At 57.3% G+C, this 17,766-nt stretch carries 14 protein-coding genes, 1 tRNA gene and 4 pseudogenes; 5 read left to right on the forward strand and 14 right to left on the reverse strand.

All coding sequences use genetic code 11. The features are described from left to right. Nucleotides 1–78: 78 nt before the first annotated feature. The 5 genes and pseudogenes from PSQ19_RS19670 to PSQ19_RS03470 form a co-directional block, all read right to left on the reverse strand. Nucleotides 79–1,114 (reverse strand): annotated as a pseudogene (locus PSQ19_RS19670) (ABC transporter permease). 64 nt (nt 1,115–1,178) lie between these two features. Then, a pseudogene (locus PSQ19_RS03455) lies at nt 1,179–2,769 on the reverse strand (ABC transporter substrate-binding protein). A 54-nt stretch (nt 2,770–2,823) separates the two neighbouring features. Then, nucleotides 2,824–3,318 carry a GAF domain-containing protein gene (locus PSQ19_RS03460; protein WP_282219628.1) on the reverse strand — a complete coding sequence of 165 codons (495 nt, stop codon included), beginning with the start codon at nt 3,316–3,318 and terminating at the stop codon, nt 2,824–2,826. Continuing rightward, entirely contained in the window at nt 3,315–3,923 is a 609-nt protein-coding gene (locus PSQ19_RS03465; RefSeq protein WP_282219629.1) for a helix-turn-helix domain-containing protein, read from the reverse strand. The genes PSQ19_RS03460 and PSQ19_RS03465 overlap by 4 nt, the downstream gene beginning before the upstream one ends. A gap of 79 nt (nt 3,924–4,002) precedes the next feature. Then, nucleotides 4,003–4,971, reverse strand: a complete 969-nt coding sequence (locus tag PSQ19_RS03470; protein WP_282219630.1) for an NAD-dependent epimerase/dehydratase family protein — start codon at nt 4,969–4,971, stop codon at nt 4,003–4,005. A gap of 358 nt (nt 4,972–5,329) precedes the next feature. Here PSQ19_RS03470 and PSQ19_RS03475 point away from each other — a divergent pair. Next, a pseudogene (locus PSQ19_RS03475) lies at nt 5,330–6,755 on the forward strand (mannose-1-phosphate guanylyltransferase/mannose-6-phosphate isomerase). Between the two features lie 142 nt (nt 6,756–6,897). On the opposite strand, the gene PSQ19_RS03480 reads toward PSQ19_RS03475, so the two are convergent. The 5 genes from PSQ19_RS03480 to PSQ19_RS03500 form a co-directional block, all read right to left on the reverse strand. Next, nucleotides 6,898–7,095, reverse strand: a complete 198-nt coding sequence (locus PSQ19_RS03480) for a DUF2934 domain-containing protein (protein WP_282219631.1) — start codon at nt 7,093–7,095, stop codon at nt 6,898–6,900. A gap of 103 nt (nt 7,096–7,198) precedes the next feature. Further along, nucleotides 7,199–8,188 (reverse strand): YihY/virulence factor BrkB family protein, encoded by a 990-nt coding sequence (locus PSQ19_RS03485; RefSeq protein WP_282219632.1) that lies wholly within the window; start codon nt 8,186–8,188, stop codon nt 7,199–7,201. Between the two features lie 137 nt (nt 8,189–8,325). Further along, a complete protein-coding gene (locus PSQ19_RS03490; protein WP_282219633.1) occupies nt 8,326–9,291 on the reverse strand; it encodes an ABC transporter permease in 966 nt (321 codons plus the stop codon). 4 nt (nt 9,292–9,295) lie between these two features. Next, the gene (locus tag PSQ19_RS03495; protein ID WP_282219634.1) at nt 9,296–10,807 is read right to left on the reverse strand and encodes a sugar ABC transporter ATP-binding protein; all 1,512 of its coding nucleotides are present in this window, start codon (nt 10,805–10,807) and stop codon (nt 9,296–9,298) included. Between the two features lie 48 nt (nt 10,808–10,855). Then, on the reverse strand, nt 10,856–11,839 hold the full coding sequence (locus tag PSQ19_RS03500) for a substrate-binding domain-containing protein (RefSeq protein ID WP_282219635.1): 984 nt from the start codon (nt 11,837–11,839) through the stop codon (nt 10,856–10,858). A 71-nt stretch (nt 11,840–11,910) separates the two neighbouring features. Here PSQ19_RS03500 and PSQ19_RS03505 point away from each other — a divergent pair, with 71 nt between their 5' ends. Next, on the forward strand, nt 11,911–13,383 hold the full coding sequence (locus PSQ19_RS03505; RefSeq protein ID WP_282219636.1) for a xylulokinase: 1,473 nt from the start codon (nt 11,911–11,913) through the stop codon (nt 13,381–13,383). Then, nucleotides 13,380–14,174, forward strand: a complete 795-nt coding sequence (locus tag PSQ19_RS03510; RefSeq protein WP_282219637.1) for an HAD-IIA family hydrolase — start codon at nt 13,380–13,382, stop codon at nt 14,172–14,174. Before PSQ19_RS03505 ends, PSQ19_RS03510 begins: the two co-directional genes overlap by 4 nt. 51 nt (nt 14,175–14,225) lie before the next feature. Here PSQ19_RS03510 and PSQ19_RS03515 read toward each other — a convergent pair whose 3' ends face one another. Continuing rightward, nucleotides 14,226–14,630 (reverse strand): ABC transporter permease subunit, encoded by a 405-nt coding sequence (locus tag PSQ19_RS03515; protein ID WP_282219638.1) that lies wholly within the window; start codon nt 14,628–14,630, stop codon nt 14,226–14,228. A gap of 32 nt (nt 14,631–14,662) precedes the next feature. Here PSQ19_RS03515 and PSQ19_RS03520 point away from each other — a divergent pair. Then, nucleotides 14,663–14,824, forward strand: a pseudogene (locus tag PSQ19_RS03520) (heme-binding protein); the annotation flags it as partial. Nucleotides 14,825–14,880: 56 nt separating this feature from the next. Continuing rightward, nucleotides 14,881–15,558 (forward strand): ankyrin repeat domain-containing protein, encoded by a 678-nt coding sequence (locus PSQ19_RS03525; protein ID WP_282219640.1) that lies wholly within the window; start codon nt 14,881–14,883, stop codon nt 15,556–15,558. Between the two features lie 206 nt (nt 15,559–15,764). On the opposite strand, the gene PSQ19_RS03530 is transcribed toward PSQ19_RS03525, so the two are convergent. The 3 genes from PSQ19_RS03530 to PSQ19_RS03540 form a co-directional block, all read right to left on the reverse strand. Beyond that, nucleotides 15,765–15,839 (reverse strand) — tRNA-Asn (locus tag PSQ19_RS03530). Nucleotides 15,840–16,016: 177 nt separating this feature from the next. After that, nucleotides 16,017–16,550 carry an NTP transferase domain-containing protein gene (locus PSQ19_RS03535; protein WP_282219641.1) on the reverse strand — a complete coding sequence of 178 codons (534 nt, stop codon included), beginning with the start codon at nt 16,548–16,550 and terminating at the stop codon, nt 16,017–16,019. Further along, a complete protein-coding gene (locus PSQ19_RS03540) occupies nt 16,547–17,713 on the reverse strand; it encodes a benzoate/H(+) symporter BenE family transporter (protein WP_282219642.1) in 1,167 nt (388 codons plus the stop codon). Before PSQ19_RS03540 ends, PSQ19_RS03535 begins: the two co-directional genes overlap by 4 nt. Between the last annotated feature and the right edge of the window lie 53 nt (nt 17,714–17,766).

A 17,766-nucleotide genomic window follows, 5' to 3' on the forward strand; every position in this document is an offset into this window, starting at 1 on the left:
CTTGAACTCGGCCCAGCGAGCCGCGCGCAGATCGCTGCGGCTATCGTCGGTCTGCGAGGGTAAAGTCATTGGCAGCCCCTAGCGCGAGCGTGGGTCCAGCGTGCGGTAAAGCACGTCAGACAACATATTGAGGAAAACAAAGACACAGCCGACCAGCAGGGTGCCGCCCAGTACCGCATTCATGTCGGCAGCAAACAAGGACGAATAGATGTAATTGCCAATGCCGGGCCATGAGAAGATCGTCTCAATCAGCACAGAGCCCTCCAGCAAGCCGCCATAGGACAGTGCCACAACAGTCACAAGCGGAATGGCGGCGTTACGCAAGGCGTGGCCAACGACCACCTGCAACTCGCTTGCCCCCTTGAGGCGCGCCGTCAGCACATACTCGCGGCTCAATTGATCCAGCATTACCGAACGGGTCATGCGCGATATATAGGCGAGGCTGTAATAGCCCAGAAGGAGCGCGGGCAGCGTCATATGGCTGATGGCGTTCCAGAATATCTCCCACTCTCCGGCCAGCGAACTGTCGATCAGGATCGAGCCGGTGACATGGGGAACAATGCCTTGAAAAAATACATCAACCTGACCGGGCCCTGCCACCCAGCCGAGCCTTGAAGTAGAACACGAACAGACCCACCAGTCCGAGCCAGAAAATCGGCACCGAATACCCTACAAGGCCAATCACGCGGATCACATGATCAGGCCATTTTTCATGCCAATAGGCCGAGGCAACGCCCATGGGCACGCCAAATACGATCCCGAGCGCCAGGCCGAGTGACGACAGCTCGAGCGTCGCCGGGAAAAAGTCGAGAAGATCGGTGAGTACAGGGCGTGTGGTCGAAAACGATGTACCAAAGTCGCCCCGCAACAGCGCCGAAATGTACTCCCAGAATTGTTGATAGAGCGGTTTGTCCAGTCCGAGTTCGAGAAACACGCGGTCATATACCGCCTGTGGTGCCTTTTCGCCCACGATCCGCAACACCGGATCTATCGGTACGACCCGGCCGATCAGGAACGTCAGCGCCGCCAGTCCAACAAGGGTGATCGCCACGGTCAAAAGCCATGAGCCGATGCCGAAGACAAATCGCAATGCCGGTGGAACAGATGGGGTCAAAAATGTGCCAATCGAGAAAATGTCACCGGGGACACACAGTGCCCCCGGCGATTTGGTGAAACGACTATTGCTTGGTCACGCCGCCATAGCGGTCGTCCGAGTAGGTTATGCCCAGCACCAGTCCCTTGACATCGGCGCGAATTGCAACCTTGCGCGCGTCCTGGAACATGTAGAGGAAGGGCGAACTGTCTGTGTGCTCCTTCTGAATGGCCTCATACATGTCACGACGCTTGTCGGTATCCTGCTCACGCACAGCCGCCATGGCCCGCGCGGACAGATCCCCGGCATCCCAACCGAAGCGGTCAGCCAGACCTTCAGAACCGTCCGGCGTGTCTTTGGTGTTGACCGTGAACGCCTTCACGTTGGAGTGCGGATCGGGGTAGTCGGGACCCCATAGGCCAACCCAGATATCAAGATCGTGGGAGCGATAGCGGTCAAGCCATTGCTGTCCATCGACAACCTGCAGGTCTAGATTGATCCCGGCCTGAGACATGGTCGACTGAACCGCCTGCGCAAACTCGGTGTACGGTGGTGTGTTCCACACCACGGTCTCAAGCTTGATCGGCAGCGAAACGCCGGATTCTGCAAGCAGTTCCTTGGCCTTGTCGATATCGAGCCTTATAGGGATTATAGTCGATGGCACCAAGGAATCCGGCGGGAATCATGGTCTGGTGCACATTGAGGGTGCCCCGGCCAATGGTGTCTGCAATCCCCTTATAATCGACCAGATATTTCATCGCTTCAACCACTTTGGGATGGCTCAGCGCTTCATTGCGCACATTCAGGCCAAAGTAATAAAGCGTGCTCGAGTTCCCCTCCAGAACCTTGATGTCGGGGTTGTTTTCGATAGCGTCAAAATCATCGGGCTGGAGCTTGTTGGCAATGTCGATATCACCTTTTTCGAGCGCCAGGCGCTGGGTTGCGCTTTCAGGCATCTGTTGAATGAAGATGCGTTCGACGCCCGGTGCCGCGCCCCAATAGTTCTTGTTTCGATTCAACAGGATCGACTGCTTCGGATCCCATTTTCCCAAGACATAGGGGCCGGATCCGGCAGAATTGTTCTGCTTGAGCCAGGCGTTGCCATAGTCATTGTCGACCACATGCTCTTTCACGATTTTTGAGTCGACGATCCCGCCGGTGTAGGAGGACAGGCAATAAAGGAAAAAGCTGGGCGCATAAACATCGCCGACCTGAATGACCAGCGTTGAGTCATCGGTTGCCTTGATCCAATCCTTCACATTGTCGGCGGTGAAGCCAAACTGGGTAAGAATGAAGGAAATGCGCGAATCCATCAGCACGACGCGCTGCAGCGAAAACTCGGCATCATAGGCTGTGACCGGATTGCCCGACGCAAACTTGGCGTCGGGATTCATCTTGAAAGTGAAGGTCTTGCCGTCAGGCGAGACTTCCCAGCTTTTGGCCAAAACCCCGGTGATTATCGTGGGGTCGCTGACATCGAAAGTCACCAGCGGTTGATAGATCTGCTGGCTGGTCAGAACGCCTGCGACTTCGCTGACTTCGCCGGGATCAAGCGTAATAATATCGTCGATAGCGTCGGCAATGACCAACGTGTCTTTGGGTGTTTCGGCAATCGCTCCCGAAGCGGACATAACCGCTCCGAGTGCAACCGCCGCAATCAATTTGTATAGGCGCATGGCAGTCTCCCTAATTGTCGTTGAAAATCCGGCTTTTGCCGGTTGGCGAAAGAATCATGGTAGTTCGATCCCCTCGAAGGTGAAAATCAATGCGACGAACGGCATAAGCGTTTCGATCGCGGCAAGGGCGGGTGGCGTGAACGCGTCGGCCCCGCCCAGCACGTTCAGGGTGCCGCGCATCTCCCCCGCAATTACCACCGGCGCACACACAATGGCTTCATACCCCATGGCGACAAGATCATCCGTTTCGGGAATGAACGCGCGCATCTGCTCGGAATCATTGGCGATGATTGGTTGCTTGTCGCCAAAAATTCGGCGGCACCAGGCACTGTCATCTATGGGATCGAAACCACCGATCGGAAAATGAGATGGGTCGCTCGTCCCCACGCGATGGATAACCGAACGGTCGGGTGCGGTCGCAAGATATGTGACGCACTCGATCGCGGTAATGTCGAGCAGCGCATGATTGAGCGCACCGAAAAACGGATCACGCCCCTGCGCCAGTGCGGCCAGAAGTTCCTTGGTCGGTGGGTCAATCCTGGCATTCATTGGGGAAACAACTGCATGGTGCCGACCCAAAGTTCAATGGCGGTTTCAGCGCCGACATTGGCACTACTGTGCGGTGTGCGCGAGTCAATATGCAACGTGTCGCCAGCGTTCAGCAGGTATTCGACGCCATCCACCGAATAGCGCATTTCACCGGTGACAAGATAGACGAACTCTTCACCCTCGTGGCTCATCGTTTCAGAAACGTGGCCCGGTGGGACATGGGACAGGCAGGCATTGAGTTGGGCCCCGGGAAAGCCGGTTTCCAAAAACTCGTAGAAACGCGCCGTATCGCCCACATGATAAGTTTGGCGTTTGCCCGAATGGCTGACGACGCTGTGATGGCGCGCCGGTGCCTTTGACAGAAAATGGTCGACCGAGGACTCCAGCGCGTGCGCAACATTGTATAAGGAGGCAAGTGACGGCGTGGAAATGCCGCGCTCGATTTGGGAGATGAAGCCAACGGTTAGCGAGGCATCGTCGGCCACTTGCTTGAGTGTTTTGCCTATGGCCTTGCGTCGTGCGCGCAATCGCTCGCCCAGCGTCTTATCAATGGATGGCTCCGCCCGTTTGGCAGTTGCAGTAGCTTCCATCGCGGGTGCTGGCACCGGTTACTCCAATAAAATCACTCGTCAATTTTAGCCAGACTAAATTATGGACCCTTAATGTCAATGACTGATTGTGCGCTCACACTTTGGATAACGCCCATGCAATTGTTCGCTGCAAAGCGTCAGCCTCCGGCAGAGTTTCGACAAAGCCCAACTCAGCCCGTATGCGACTACTGTCCAGCGTCAATGGATAGCGCAGATCAGAGGTTTCTGCCCGATCCGCCATGATACCATTGGCGTCGGGGTCGGCGGTTACAACCTCGCAGTCGATACCCATGGCCCCCAATATGATCTCTGCCCACGCCAATACTGTTCGGTCCTTGGGTTGAGCGACATTATAAGTACGCCCGGCGGCAGCTGGGTGGATGGCTGCAAGTGCCAGTGCTTCAGCCACATCGGCGACATAGCTGTATGAGTTCAGCCAGCCTGCGGCGCGCCGATCAATGGCAATGGACTTGCCCGCCTTCGCATTATTGATGACCCAGCCGAAGCGGTTCTGCTTGTCATTCTCGCCAAATATCATCGGCGGTCGCACGATAGTTGTGTCGAACCGGGGGTCGGTGCGGGCTGCCTCCTCAATGGGCAATTTGTCATAGTCTTCGAACAAATCATCACTCACCCCTTTGGGGCGTCGTGGATTGCCGCGATACGGATAACGTAGTGTCCGCAACGGTGACTCCTCGGTCGCCGGTTCGTGACGAATTGGTGGGTTCGCCATTTTCAGCAACCCGGCATAGTTGGCGTAAACGTCGGTTGAACTAACGAGAACGTAGCGACCGCCAACCGCCCCGACAGCGTCGAGTACGGCACGTGTGTTGCGAAGGCTGATGGTGAAAATATCAATGACGGCGCTGGGATTGACCTCGGTCATAACCGCCCTCATCGCCTCTGCATCCATCCGGTCCGCGGTGATGAATCGCGCACCCTCAGGTAAATCAACGGGCTCGATGCCGCGCGCAATTGCAACCACCTCCTGATCGTGGGCTTGCAGGCGCTTGACCAGTTCAACGCCTATGAATCCGGTTCCCCCTACAATGGCGATGGTCATGGCATGGTCCTGTTCTTTCGCTCAACGCGGGCAATGATACATTCTGACCGCTAGGCCATAATCGTTCGTCGGCTTAAATGTGTCTCTTGGTCAAGGCCGCAATTGGCAGTCAACACCAAACTTTGTTGAGTCTGATTGATTGCCGCTCCGAGCGGCAGTTTGAACTAGCCCTCTGCTGATAATCAGAAAAATACACCGGACTTCCTGTTCATCCGCAGTGATCAGGCGCCGCACCGGTGCTCGGCCGCGTATTTTGACTTCCTCAAATGCCTTGTGTACCACCCATAGGGCAGGCGCACACTTTTACCAGCTCGCATGTGCGGTCATCGGACCCGTATAACAATGAAGAGGTTCGCTATTGACTCAAATTTTTCCCGTGATCCTGGCCGGCGGTCAGGGCACACGGTTATGGCCAATGTCGCGTTCGGCACGCCCCAAACAGTTTATTCCCTTGCTTGGCGATCTCGAGTTTGTTTCAGCAGTCTCTTGCGCGCATAAGCAATTTCGACCTCTATCGAGCGCCAATTATTTTGACCCATGCGGACTATCGATTCTTGGTGGCAGAACAAGCGCTGGAGGTCGGTATTACACCCGACGCCATCCTGCTTGAACCAGTATCAAGAAATACGGCAGTTGCAATAGCCGCCGCTGCCGTGTTCACCCTCGACCGTGACGACGACCCCATCCTGCACATCATCGCTTCTGATCATGTCATAGAGGGCGGTGCGGACTATCACCAAGCGCTCGATGCTGCGGCGTCGGCGGCGCGCGAGGGGCTGTTGGTAGCATTTGGCGTGACACCAGATCGAGCCTGAGACCGGCTATGGGTATATTGCCACCGGTGAAACACTTACTCACGGCGTGAAAAGGGTTGAACGGTTCATCGAGAAGCCCGACCTGCCGCGCGCCGAAAACATGCTGGCGTCTGGTGACTACGTCTGGAATTCCGGCATGTTCATGCTGTCTGCCAAACTGTTCCTGGCCGAGTGCCGGCGTCTCGCACCCGAAATATTGGACGCCGCGAGAGGTGCCGTCGCCAAGGCGCGACGCGACCTCGATTTCATTCGACTTGATGAAGAAGCATTTGCAAAGGCGCCAAGCACATCCGTGGATTATGCCATATTTGAGCACACCGACAAGGCAGGGGTGTTGCCGGTCGGCTTTGCATGGTCCGACCTCGGCACATGGGGTGCCGTCTGGAAGGCGCACAGTCGTAGTGAGCACGGCAATGTCGCAATCGGACCGGCGCATCTGTCCAACACCTCAAGTTCCCTTGTGGTCAGCGATGACGCCCATATCGTGGTCGTAGGTCTTGACGATGTGATGATCGTCGCCAGCGAGGACGCGATCTACGTTGGCAGACTGTCAGAAGGCTCAGATTGTGGGGGCAATCGCCAAGACGTTGAAAGCCGACACGACGACTCGCGCTCTGACTGAAGTTCACAAAACCGCATACCGTCCATGGGGTGGCTACGCCTCAATTTTGAGCGGTGATCGGTTTCAGGTCAAACGCCTGTTCGTCAAGCCCGGTAAAAAACTGTCTCTACAGAGGCACAATCATCGATCTGAGCACTGGGTTGTTGTGCAAGGCACAGCGGAGGTGACCGTTGATGGCGTCGTCTCCGTACTGGACGCGAACCAATCAATATATTTGCCGCTGGGATGCGTCCACCGACTTGCCAATCCGGGCGATATTGAGCCTTGAGGTCATCGAGGTGCAGACCGGGTCCCATCTCGGCGAAGACGACATTATTCGCATTGCCGACGATTTCGGTCGTGGCTAACGGCGACCGTAAAGGGACTAGAGGCAAATCAACCGCGCCAATTTAAGGCGCGGCTGGCTTCGGACTTGGATATCGGGCACCGGTCGATAGGTCGCGGCGGCGGTGGCCCGCAGTCACATTGCATCGCCAAAACGCATCCGGATCAACGGCTCAAAATACCGGAAGGCAAGGGTGGTTTCGGAGCGGATACATTGTCCAGAATATTCTCTTGGCAGCTATCGTCTGACAATTGCTGCTCGGCCTCGAACCAGAAACGCTGTTCCTGATTGGTGGGCGACCCGGCTTGCTGCCAGAGTTGATATGCGCGTTCGCGAATCTGGGTTTCAGTGAGTGCGGCCATGACAAATCTCCCTGCGTTGATCGTATGGGCAGAACGCACGATTGCCGATGGGAGTTGCTGAAAAACGGAAATTCGTTGTCGGACACAATGTCGCGGTGCCGTTTCATTGCTCCTTGCGAGCCGGCGGCCAAACTCGTCCGACCGTATCAGCCATGTAAGCGCCCCGCTGGCCAAGCGGTTCGTCGGGACCGGTGGTAGTATCCTGTGCGGTTTGGTGTTCAAGCTCAGAGTTGAATTCGGCGCCCAGTATGACAATTGTCACCGAAATCCATATCCATGTCAGAAAACCGATCAGCGCGCCAAGCGAGCCATAGGCAGCATTATAGTCGCCAAAATTGGAGACATACCAGGAATAGCCGATTGACGTGGCGCCAAGGGCAATGAGCGAAACTGCAGCGCCCGGGGTCAGCCAACGCCATTTTGCATTTTCCCGGCTCGGTCCCCAGCGATACAGCGCCGATATCCCTAGGAGTAGCACGATCATCATGATCACATAGCTGGCTATCCGGACGATCCACTCAAGTCCGGTGGTGCCGGGCAAAAGATTGAGAACTGTCGGCAAAATCAGCACAATTGATACAATGAACAAGCCCGCCATAGCGCCAGCAATGGTGAAGACCAGAGCAACCAGGTACAAGACGACAAACGAACGCTTTTCTTCTTCGTGGTAGGCAACGTTCATCGCCTGGAACATCGCTCGTACCCCCGCGCTGCTACTCCAGAACGCCACCGCCAGAGAAGCGATAAGCGCAAAGCTCAAGGCGCGGGCGCTTTCCCCGGTCAGTCTTGTCAACTGATCGGTGATGATGTCCAGGCCACTCGTCGGCACTATGCCCACGAGAAGTGCAACTTGGTCTGTGACTGTGGCGCGGTCATTGAACAGCCCATAAATCGACACAAAGGCGGTCAATGTCGGCACCAAGGCAAATAGTATGTAGAACGTCACCCCGGCAGATGTAAGCAGGACCCGATCCTGTTTGAGCGAACGGAAAAGTCGCCAAGCGATATCTTTCCAGCCATTTGCCGGTATCGCACCTGGCGTCTCGGCCTGTCGGCCTCGATCAGCGCTTGTGTCACTATCAACATTACCCATTCTCAGACGCGCGCCATTTGGTTGGGCGCTATCCTTGGGCCGGGCGTAATTGATCGGTTTTGTTGGCGATTGCAATTGAGCATGCGTACACAACCAACGCCGGGAGTGTTCGTTCCCTTGCCGTGGCCATGGACGACTCAGGAACGTAGATGCTTGGTCAGAGAACTAGTTGAGACCGCCAGAATGATGATGCCGCCGACCAATATCTGGCGGATATAGCTATCGACGCTCAATTGGGTCAGACCATTGTCCAATATGCCAAGGATCAGTACGCCGAGAATGGTGCCCAAAACCCTTGGCTCGCCATGTTCGCTGAATGTTGAGCCAAGAAACACGCCCGCAATTGCGTTGAGCATCAGGCTGCTGCCCTGCGTCGGGTTGGCCGAGGCGACGCGACTGGCGTACATGATACCGGCAAGTGCGGCAGTGCTGCCTGTCAGTGCAAAAGCGATCAACTTTAGCTTTCGCACCGCCACGCCGCTAAGGTGCGCGGCTTCGATATTGCCGCCGATAGCGTAAAGACGGCGGCCAAAAGTCGTTTGTTCAAGCAGCACCCAGACCAGTGCGACGATCACAATGGCGACCAAAGTCAGATTGGGCAGGGTAATGGCAACGCCACCCCACTCGCCAAGCGATAGGCCGCCACGCGCAAAGCTGGAAAAACCTTCTGGAATGACTCGCCCCGAAATCGTCTTGCCGCCACTGACCACGAACGCTAGTCCGGACAACATGGTCAATGTTGCCAGCGTTGCGACGAACGGCAAAATGCCGATAAAACTGATCAATACGCCATTTATCGCGCCACCGACCAGACCGACCATCAAGGCCAGCGATACCGCTGCCCATATGGGCAGATCGACGGTGAACAATACCGCAACCGCGATGCCGGCAAGGCTGGCCATCGATCCAACGCTCAGGTCGAAATCGCCCATCACCATGACAATTGTCATGCCCGCAGCGACCACGATCAGCATCGACATTTGCTGTGAAATATTCAACCAGTTGCGCGCCGTCATGAATGTGTCGGGCAGGCTGATCCAGAAAAACAGGAGAATAGCAGCAAAGCCGATAAGGGTACCGTAACGCCGCAGTAGTGTGAGCATGATGTTAACCTGTGGTGCGACCGTAGCAAAGATTGAGAAGACGTTCCTCATCGAGGTCGGCCGCCAAAAGAACGTGGGTAATGGCGCTGTCACGCATCACCGCAATATTGTCGGCCATGCCAAGCAATTCGGGCAAATCCGAGGACACCAGAACCACGCCCATGCCGCGCGCCGCCATTTCCCGAATGAGGGTATAGATATCGAATTTTGCGCCGATATCGACCCCGCGTGTTGGCTCGTCGAGCAGGAGCAATTTGACCTCACCAGCCAGCGCTTTGGCAAATACAACTTTTTGCTGGTTGCCGCCGCTCAACTCGCGCACCCGTTGCGTGGGGCCAGCCGCTTTGAGGCGAACGAGTTCTCCTTGTGCCACGGCGCTTTTTTGCTCGCGGCGCGGCGTGAGAAAACTCCGCCATCGGCTTTGCCGGGCCAAGTGGGGCAGGGAGGTATTCTCAAAAATCGGCCGCGAGAGGATTAGTCCCTCGGATCGACGTTCGCGTGGTACATAGCCAACGCCAGCCCGCCATGCGTCTGCAGGACTCTTTGGCCTATAGGGCGCCCCAGCCAGATGCATCGCACCGCTGGCAGCAGGCAGGTCGCCAAACAGGGTGCGTAGAACATTGCGTTGGCCGACATTAGCCAATCCGGCAATGCCGAAAATTTCGCCCGCCCTGACGTCAAAAGACAGCGATTTGCCGCCGCGTATTGCCAAATGTTCTGCGCGAAAGGCGGTGTGTACAGCTGGCGCGCCAACCCTGGGCGGGTATGCGTCCTCGACACGCCGTCCGATCATCAACGTGACAAGATCATCATGAGTAATATCCGCGATTTGGCCCGTATCGATGCTGCGACCGTCGCGAATAACCGTGGCTCTGTCGCAAATCGACATGATTTCATCGAGCCGGTGAGAAACATAGAGCACCGAGGCACCACCACCGCGCAACTCACGCAGCACGTCAAACAGCCGCTTGGACTCCTCCCGACTGAGCGATGCCGTTGGTTCGTCGAGCACATAAAGCTTTGCCGGTGTGCCCGCCTGGCCGATGAAGGCGCTGGAGATACGCACCAGCATCTGGTCGCCCAGTGTCAGGCTCCCCAAGGGGCGGCGCGGATCAATATGAGTGATACCAAGGCGGTCCAGGGTCTTGCTCGCCGCGTCGTTCAATCGCCTCCAGTCAACGAATAGGCCGCTGCGGCGCGGATAAACGCGCCCAAGAAAGATGTTTTCGGCAACGGACAATGCCGGGACGACATTGAATTCCTGATGAATGAATCTGAGGCCAAGCCGGTGCGCGGTCTGCGGATTATCTATATTTTGGGGCTGGCCATCGATACGGATATCGGCACTGTCGGCTGACACAACCCCTGCCAGAATTTTGATCAGGGTCGATTTTCCCGCGCCGTTTTCGCCCATCAACGCATGTATTTCGCCCGGCGAAATGTCCATGTTGACGCCGCGAAGGGCGGGGACACCGCCATAGGCTTTTGTCACATTCTTGAGGGCAAGCAGGGGCATAAATAATTCCACGCCAGCGGGACGCGCCCGCTGGCAGTCATGTTTGCGTCAGTCCGCCGTTGCGTTGGCGATGGTAATCAGCTTGGTTGGCACATAAACCACGCCCTGCTTGATCTCGTCGCCTGCCAGCACACGGCTGACAACGTCGGCTGCTGCGGCGCCAATACCCTTGAAGTCCTGAGCCACGGTCGCTTCAAAGTTGCCGCCAGAGGCAATGGCCTCGCGCGCCTGCGGATTGGCATCAATGCCCGTAATGACGACGCCCTCATCTTGGCGTCCGGCGGCCTCGATTGCCTGCAGCGCACCAAGCGCTGGCTGATCCCATGCGGCCCAGACCGCCTTGATGCTGCCTGGCTCTGGATTGGCCGCGAGGATCGCTTCCATCTTGGCGCGAGAGTCGGCGATACCGCCGTCCGCCACATCAGGTGTCACGCGGTCCAGAACCTTGATATCGGGGAAATTGCCGAACACGGCATCAGCAACCACGCTTCGCACCTGCACCGGGGGAAAGGCCTCGAATACAAACATCACCACATTGCCTTCGCCGTCGATCCGGTCAGCAACATAGGTCGAGGTTTCGGCGGCCATGGCGTAGCCATTACTGGTGACATTGGTGACAAGCAGCGGATCGCTACCCGCATCCATGCCGACAACGGGAATAGCAGCATCGGCTGCGGCCTGTAAGCCCGCACTCACCTGGCTCGGATCGACATTGACTACTATGGCGTCGACATTTTGCGTGACCATGTCTTCGATCCGGCTGATAACCGCGGCAACATCGCCCGCAGTATCGATGACATTGACGTCCCAATCCTTGTCAGCCGCCGCTGCCTGAAAGGCTTCGACGTAAAACTGCGTGCCTGGTTGGGACAGGTAGGGCGTGATTACCGCGATTTTTGACTGAGCCAATGCGCCGGTGGCAGCAAGGGCGGTGATGGCAAAAGTGGTGCTGGCGAGTAGCGCGCGAAGTGTCTTGTGGCGGTGCGTCATGTCGAGTGTTCCCCCTGTCGTGCGGCCCGTAACGGCTTGCACATGGTTTCTTTTTTCCGCTCGGCACCATATGGGATAGGTTCGAATACGGCTAGCGATTTTGGGAACCCGACGTGGCAAAAAACACTCTTATCGGTATTGATGTCGGCACGACAGCAACCAAGGCGGTGCTGATCGACCAGCATGGCGCTCGGTTGGCCTCGTTCGCATATGCCCACCCAACCCATCACCCGCAGCCGGGCTACGCCGAACAAAACCCTGACGATTGGATGGCGGGCGTGTTGGGCGCACTGGAAAGTTTTGGCCAAACCCACGACCTGCGTGGGCTTGGAGCCATTGGCATCTGCAGTCAGGTCAATACCCATGTTTTCGTCGCCAGCGATGGCACGCCGCTTATGCCAGCCATCACCTGGCAAGATGGACGCGCTGCCCGCGACGCCGAGCGGCTTGAAACCCAAACGAACGCCGAGCAAAAAACGGTATGGTTTGGGGCGCCGATGCCTATTGATGCCAGCCATGCACTGTCCCGCATGGCCCATGTTGCGCGAACCGAACCCGATCTGTATGCCCGCACAGCGCACGTTCTGCTGCCAAAAGATTATTGCGTCCTGCAACTGACCGGCACCGTTCAAAGCGATCCGATTTCGGCGGTTGGATTGGTCAATGAGAATGGGTATGTCAGGGACTTGCTGGCGCTGGTTTCGGGTGCCGCCGAACGGCTTCCCTCGTTGGCCGACTGCACAACGGTTGTCGGCACCGTTCGGACTGGGCTACGCTGTGCGGGAACGCCTGTTGTCGTTGGCACCATGGATGCGTGGGGCGGCATGTTCGGGGTTGGTGTCGTCAATAATGGCGACGCCATGTATCAAAGCGGCACCAGCGAGATACCGGGTATTGTGTCGTCGATTTTGGTGCCGACGCCCGGCGTCATTACCTTCCCGCCCTATAGTGGTATTGTCATGCACGCAGCACCCACTCAGTCCGGTGGCGCCGCTCTAAGCTGGTTCGCGCGGGTCTTGGGACGATCGCCAGCGGAGGCTGCGGCGCTAGCGGCGACGGCAAGACCCGGCGCAACCGTGCCGATGTTCCTGCCACACCTGCAAGGAGAGCGCGCACCCCTCTGGGACAGTGCCTCGCGCGGCGTTTTCGCGCGGCTTGATGCGTCAGCAGGCGGAGCGGAAATGGCACTTGGCGTTCTGCAAGGCGTTGGCTATTCGGTGCGTCTGGCATTTGGCGCGCTGACGACATCTGCCGCCTGCGATCCCCCGACAATAAACATTGGCGGTGGCGGGGCGCTATCGGACAATTGGTGCCAGATTCGCGCTGATATATTGGGTAAACCGCTCAAGCGCTGTGCCTCACCGGAAATCGCCGCTTTGGGCGCCGCGATCCTGGCTGGCCTCTCACAGGGTATAGGCTCGTCGCTGGCCGACGCCATCGGCAGGCTTGTGCATTTTGATCGAACATTTGAACCTGATCTGTCCTTGACGGCATATCATGCAGACCGTTTTGAACACTATCAGACGCTTTATCGAGACCTTGTCGATTTCAATGCGCACTATCAGGAAGCGGGCAAACAATCATGATAAGTCCCGGCATCGGCGCACATCCACGACAACTGAAGGACGTCAAAGCGGTAATATCGGACCTTGACGGTGTGGTATATCGCGGTCGCGAAGCCATCGCCGGCGCCGTCGAAACTTTTGCCGCCTGGCACGAACGCGGCATCCCCTATTGTTTTGTCACCAACAATTCTACCCGTACCGCCGACGAAACGGCTGACAAACTGTGTGGACTTGGTGTGAATATTACGCCAGCGCGCATCGTAACCAGCGCGATCGGTACAGCGACCGTACTAAGATCACGTTGGCCATCGGGGGGACGAGCATTCGTGGTTGGCATGCCTTCGCTGTCAGCAGCAGTTGAAGCCGCGGGGTTTGAACTATGCCAAGAGCAGGCAGATTGCGTGGTCGTCGGACTGGATTCGAACTTCAACTATGCCAAAATGAGCCAGGCGGTGCGCCTTATTCTTGATGGCGCCGCTTTCATCGGAACCAACCCTGATTTGTTGCTGCCGTCGGAAAATGGATTTCAACCCGGTAATGGCGCAATACTGGCCTCCCTTGCGGCTGCGTGTGGAACCGAGCCCAACATCATCGGCAAGCCACAACCGTTCCTGATCGATATTGCCGTTTCGATACTCGATGTGCCGCGCGACCAAGTCGTCATGATCGGTGATCAGATCGCGACTGATATCGCGGCGGGCCAACGGGCAGGGGTGTTTTCAATTCTTGTCCAGACTGGTGTGCCCGAGGATGGCTCATCCACGATAGTGCCCGATATGATCGTGGGGAACCTCTCCGACCTGACGCTTTAATCGTTATCACTGTGTTGGCGTAGTCATATCGCTCGGCGCGGAACATACGCGCTATCGGCCGTAGCGAAACCACCCATTGCGGCGTTCATACAGCCACTGCAGGCCCAAAATGAACATCGCTATCAACCCATAAAGCAGCCCCACGAAACTCAATACTTCTATGGCCTTGTAAGTTTCGGAGATAAGCGTTGTCGATGCCGCCGTTAACTCGTCGACGGCAACAAGGCTGGCTAGCGAACTACCCTTGACCATTTGAATGGCGTTGGAAAACAAGGCCGGACCGGCGGCAGCATATGCCTGAGGCGCCAGAATTTTCATGTACACAGCAACCGGACGCAAACCAAGTGCGCGAGCAGCGTCGATCTGGCCGGGCGAAATGCTTTCAAAACCGAGCAGACAATTTTCAATCGCGCCGCTGCGCAACATCACAAGTGATACTTTTATCGTCCTCGACATGCGAGTATCACACGATGCTTACAGCAAGTGCGATACCGCGCGATATGGATAACCGGCTGGTGATCCAGGCAGGTGGACTGCCTATCCGCATTGGCGGGGCGCTGGTAGGCGGAATCGGTGTCGGCGGCGCGCCGTCCGGCGACATTGACTCCAAATGCGCCCGGGCCGGGCTCGACATGATCGGCGCTGAGTAACGTCCGAGGAAAAGACCCGCCCTTAGTGGCGGTTGCCACAATGTGGAGGTTATAAGATGGGACGTATCTTCGCCATATTGCTCATGGCCCTGACAACGACTGCCCATGCCCAGACGGCGCCGTCAGCCAGTGATATTGCCGGTTATGATGGCCTGCATCGCGCCGCCTACGAAGGCGATATCAAAACCGTCCGCCGACTCGCAGCAGATGGTGTCGATCTAAACATTCGGGATGATTCGGGGCGAACCGCCGCCCACATCGCCGCTTTTGGCTCGAACGATGAGGTATTGCGAGTGTTGGCGGAGGCCGGTGCCGATCTTAATGCGCTGGAAAACCGTGCATACGACGTGCTTACCATAGCAGCGGTTGCCGACGACCCCGATTTGGTGGCTCTGGCAATAACGCTTGGCAATCGCCCTGATCTGGTCACCAGTGTTTACGACGGTACCGCGTTGATCGCTGCCGCCCATCTGGGCCACCACGAAGTCGTCCGCCGCCTGATCGCGGGCGGCGCCCCACTTGATCATGTGAACAATCTGGGTTGGACGGCGCTGATGGAGGCCGTAGTGCTGGGCGACGGCGGACCCGACCATATTGCCACCGTCCGCGCTCTCGTCGAAGCCGGGGCCGATATCAGTATCCCCGACCGTGACGGCGTAACGCCACTCCAACATGCCCGAATGCGCGGCTATGGTACCATCGCCGATATCATCAGTCAGGTCAGTAGCAACTAATATCGCTCCGCGGCGGCAAATATTCGTTGAAGCCACCCCGGACATTCTTCCCGCTCAGCGCCGCACCATCTGCTCTAGCTTCGCCACCCCGATTGGGCGCATGAACTATACAGGCTTGCGATCGAAAAATGACGCAACGACATCATTTAACCGGTGGGGAAATAGCGGGTATGCGAGAAAAAACGGGCCTTCCGGCTTGAAGCGAATGGCTCCGCGGGTAGGATTCGAACCTACGACCAATCGGTTAACAGCCGATTGCTCTACCACTGAGCTACCGCGGAATGCTCATTTGCGTGCCTTCGTGTGAAAGCGAGGTCCGTTTAGCGAAGTTGCTTTGCTTTGCCAAGCCCTGAATTCGCTTTGCCGTGAATATCTTGTGTCGCCACTACGAACGTTTGGCACTGCGATGGCTCAATTTCAAGAGATCGGTCAAGGTGTTGATATTGGCGAACGGGTTCTCATCGCTGGTCCAATTCACCTCGATGGCTTGCAGGCTCGCGTAGCAGGTGTTTGAGACTCTTTGGCGCCGTTTCGTTGCGAGTTCGTTCGGGCAGATCCGCAATGGCGGCAAGACGCCAAAGCGCATTTGTGGGGTAATAGTGGTCGCCCCACCCGGCAAAGACGGCAGCGCGGTTGTTCAGGTCGCTATGCAGGCGGGCAAAATAATCACCTGGCAAAAATGGCGTGTCGACGGCGGTAGTCAGGACAAACTCTGGCGGGTGCGACCGACGCAACAGATAATCGACGCCCGCAACCAGCCCGGCAAGCGGGCCACCGTGCCTGTCGTTCAGGTCCGGTACCGCAACGGCAAATCTGGGATCGATTGCCGTTTCGGGCCCGGGGCCAACTGACACAAGAAGATCGTCCATGCCCAGCGCTGACATGGCTCTGTCGAGCAGTTTAGCGCCGCCGATTTTCAGGTTCGCCTTGCACACGCCGCCCAGCCGCTGACCCTGACCGCCAGCATAGATAAGGCCGACAACATTTTTCATCGTGGGTCGGCCCTAGCCCAAATCGATGAAGCGCGCAGGACGAGCAATAGACCAATCCCCGCCACCAGACCCCAAAACGGGCCGCCAATACCAAAAATTGTGATGCCCGAGGCTGTCGCGACAAACGTAACGATTGCGGGCAGCCGCGTGTCATCCATGTCCAGCGCGCCGTTCAACGCTGCCGCCAGGCTGGTCATCAAGGCCAGTCCAGCCACGGCTTGTATCAGTATCGGCGGGGACGCCGCGACAAAGGCAGCAGCAAGGCTGGCGACAGGCGCGAGCATTAGGTACACCGCACCCGTGGCCATGGGCGCAGGCCAACGCCTGGTTCGGTCGGGATGGGCTTCGGGTCCGGCGCAAATGGCCGCGGTGATGGCGGCAAGATTGACGGTCAGACCACCAAATAATGCTGTCATGGCGCTCGCCAATCCCGTTGAAACAAAAAGTGGCGCCGGTTTGGGACGATATCCGTTGGCCTGCATGACGGTCAATCCGGGCAGATTTTGCGACGCCATGGTGACGATAAATAACGGCAAGGCGATCCGCGCTATCGCATCGAGGCTAAATTCGGGCAGGACAAATTCGATGCTTGGCCAACTGCTGTCCAAGGCACCCACAGGCAGATGTGCTGTTGTCGCCAGGATAATGCCTGTTACCAACACCGCGAGCGGCACCGCATAGCGGCGCGCAAACCTCAAGCCAACACCCCAGGCGAGCAGGATTGGCAGTGCCAGCATCGGCATTTCAGCGATGGCAGTAAAAGGCGCTAGGCACAGTGACAGCAACATGCCCGCCAGCATCGCGTTGGCAATGGGCGGGGGGATCAAGGCGATGGCACGGGCAAACGGCTTGATAAGGCCAGCCAAAACAATCATTGCGGCCGTCACGAGGAATGCGCCGGCGACGGCGGGATAGCCGCCTACAGGCTCGCCAACACTCAAAAGAAACGCCGCGCCTGGCGTAGACCAGGCGAAACTGATGGGAATTCTGCTACGCCAACTGGCGGCAATATTGAGCACACCCATGGCAAGACACAGCGACAGCAATCCCGAACCAGCTTGAACGGGCGAGGCACCCACCGCGCTTAGTGCTGCCAGAACCAGAGCGAAGGTGCTGGCATAGCCAACGATCGCCGCCAGCGCTCCGGCAATGATCGGCTGCATCAATCGTCCGTGTAGGGCGCCTTGGGGCGCCGCGCGAGCCTGAATCGGTCACC

The organism is Devosia algicola, from assembly GCF_028816455.1.
GTDB lineage: Bacteria > Pseudomonadota > Alphaproteobacteria > Rhizobiales > Devosiaceae > Devosia > Devosia algicola.

Excerpts from the sequence above, each read along its gene's own strand:
- PSQ19_RS03515 (WP_282219638.1), bottom strand. The coding sequence starts at position 14,630 with ATGTCGAGGACGATAAAAGTATCACTTGTGATGTTGCGCAGCGGCGCG.
- PSQ19_RS03540 (WP_282219642.1), bottom strand. The coding sequence starts at position 17,713 with ATGCAGCCGATCATTGCCGGAGCGCTGGCGGCGATCGTTGGCTATGCC.
- PSQ19_RS03495 (WP_282219634.1), bottom strand. The coding sequence starts at position 10,807 with ATGCCCCTGCTTGCCCTCAAGAATGTGACAAAAGCCTATGGCGGTGTC.
- PSQ19_RS03535 (WP_282219641.1), bottom strand. The coding sequence starts at position 16,550 with ATGAAAAATGTTGTCGGCCTTATCTATGCTGGCGGTCAGGGTCAGCGG.
- PSQ19_RS03510 (WP_282219637.1), top strand. The coding sequence starts at position 13,380 with ATGATAAGTCCCGGCATCGGCGCACATCCACGACAACTGAAGGACGTC.
- PSQ19_RS03525 (WP_282219640.1), top strand. The coding sequence starts at position 14,881 with ATGGGACGTATCTTCGCCATATTGCTCATGGCCCTGACAACGACTGCC.
- PSQ19_RS03480 (WP_282219631.1), bottom strand. The coding sequence starts at position 7,095 with ATGGCCGCACTCACTGAAACCCAGATTCGCGAACGCGCATATCAACTC.
- PSQ19_RS03490 (WP_282219633.1), bottom strand. The coding sequence starts at position 9,291 with ATGCTCACACTACTGCGGCGTTACGGTACCCTTATCGGCTTTGCTGCT.
- PSQ19_RS03485 (WP_282219632.1), bottom strand. The coding sequence starts at position 8,188 with ATGGGTAATGTTGATAGTGACACAAGCGCTGATCGAGGCCGACAGGCC.
- PSQ19_RS03460 (WP_282219628.1), bottom strand. The coding sequence starts at position 3,318 with ATGAATGCCAGGATTGACCCACCGACCAAGGAACTTCTGGCCGCACTG.
- PSQ19_RS03470 (WP_282219630.1), bottom strand. The coding sequence starts at position 4,971 with ATGACCATCGCCATTGTAGGGGGAACCGGATTCATAGGCGTTGAACTG.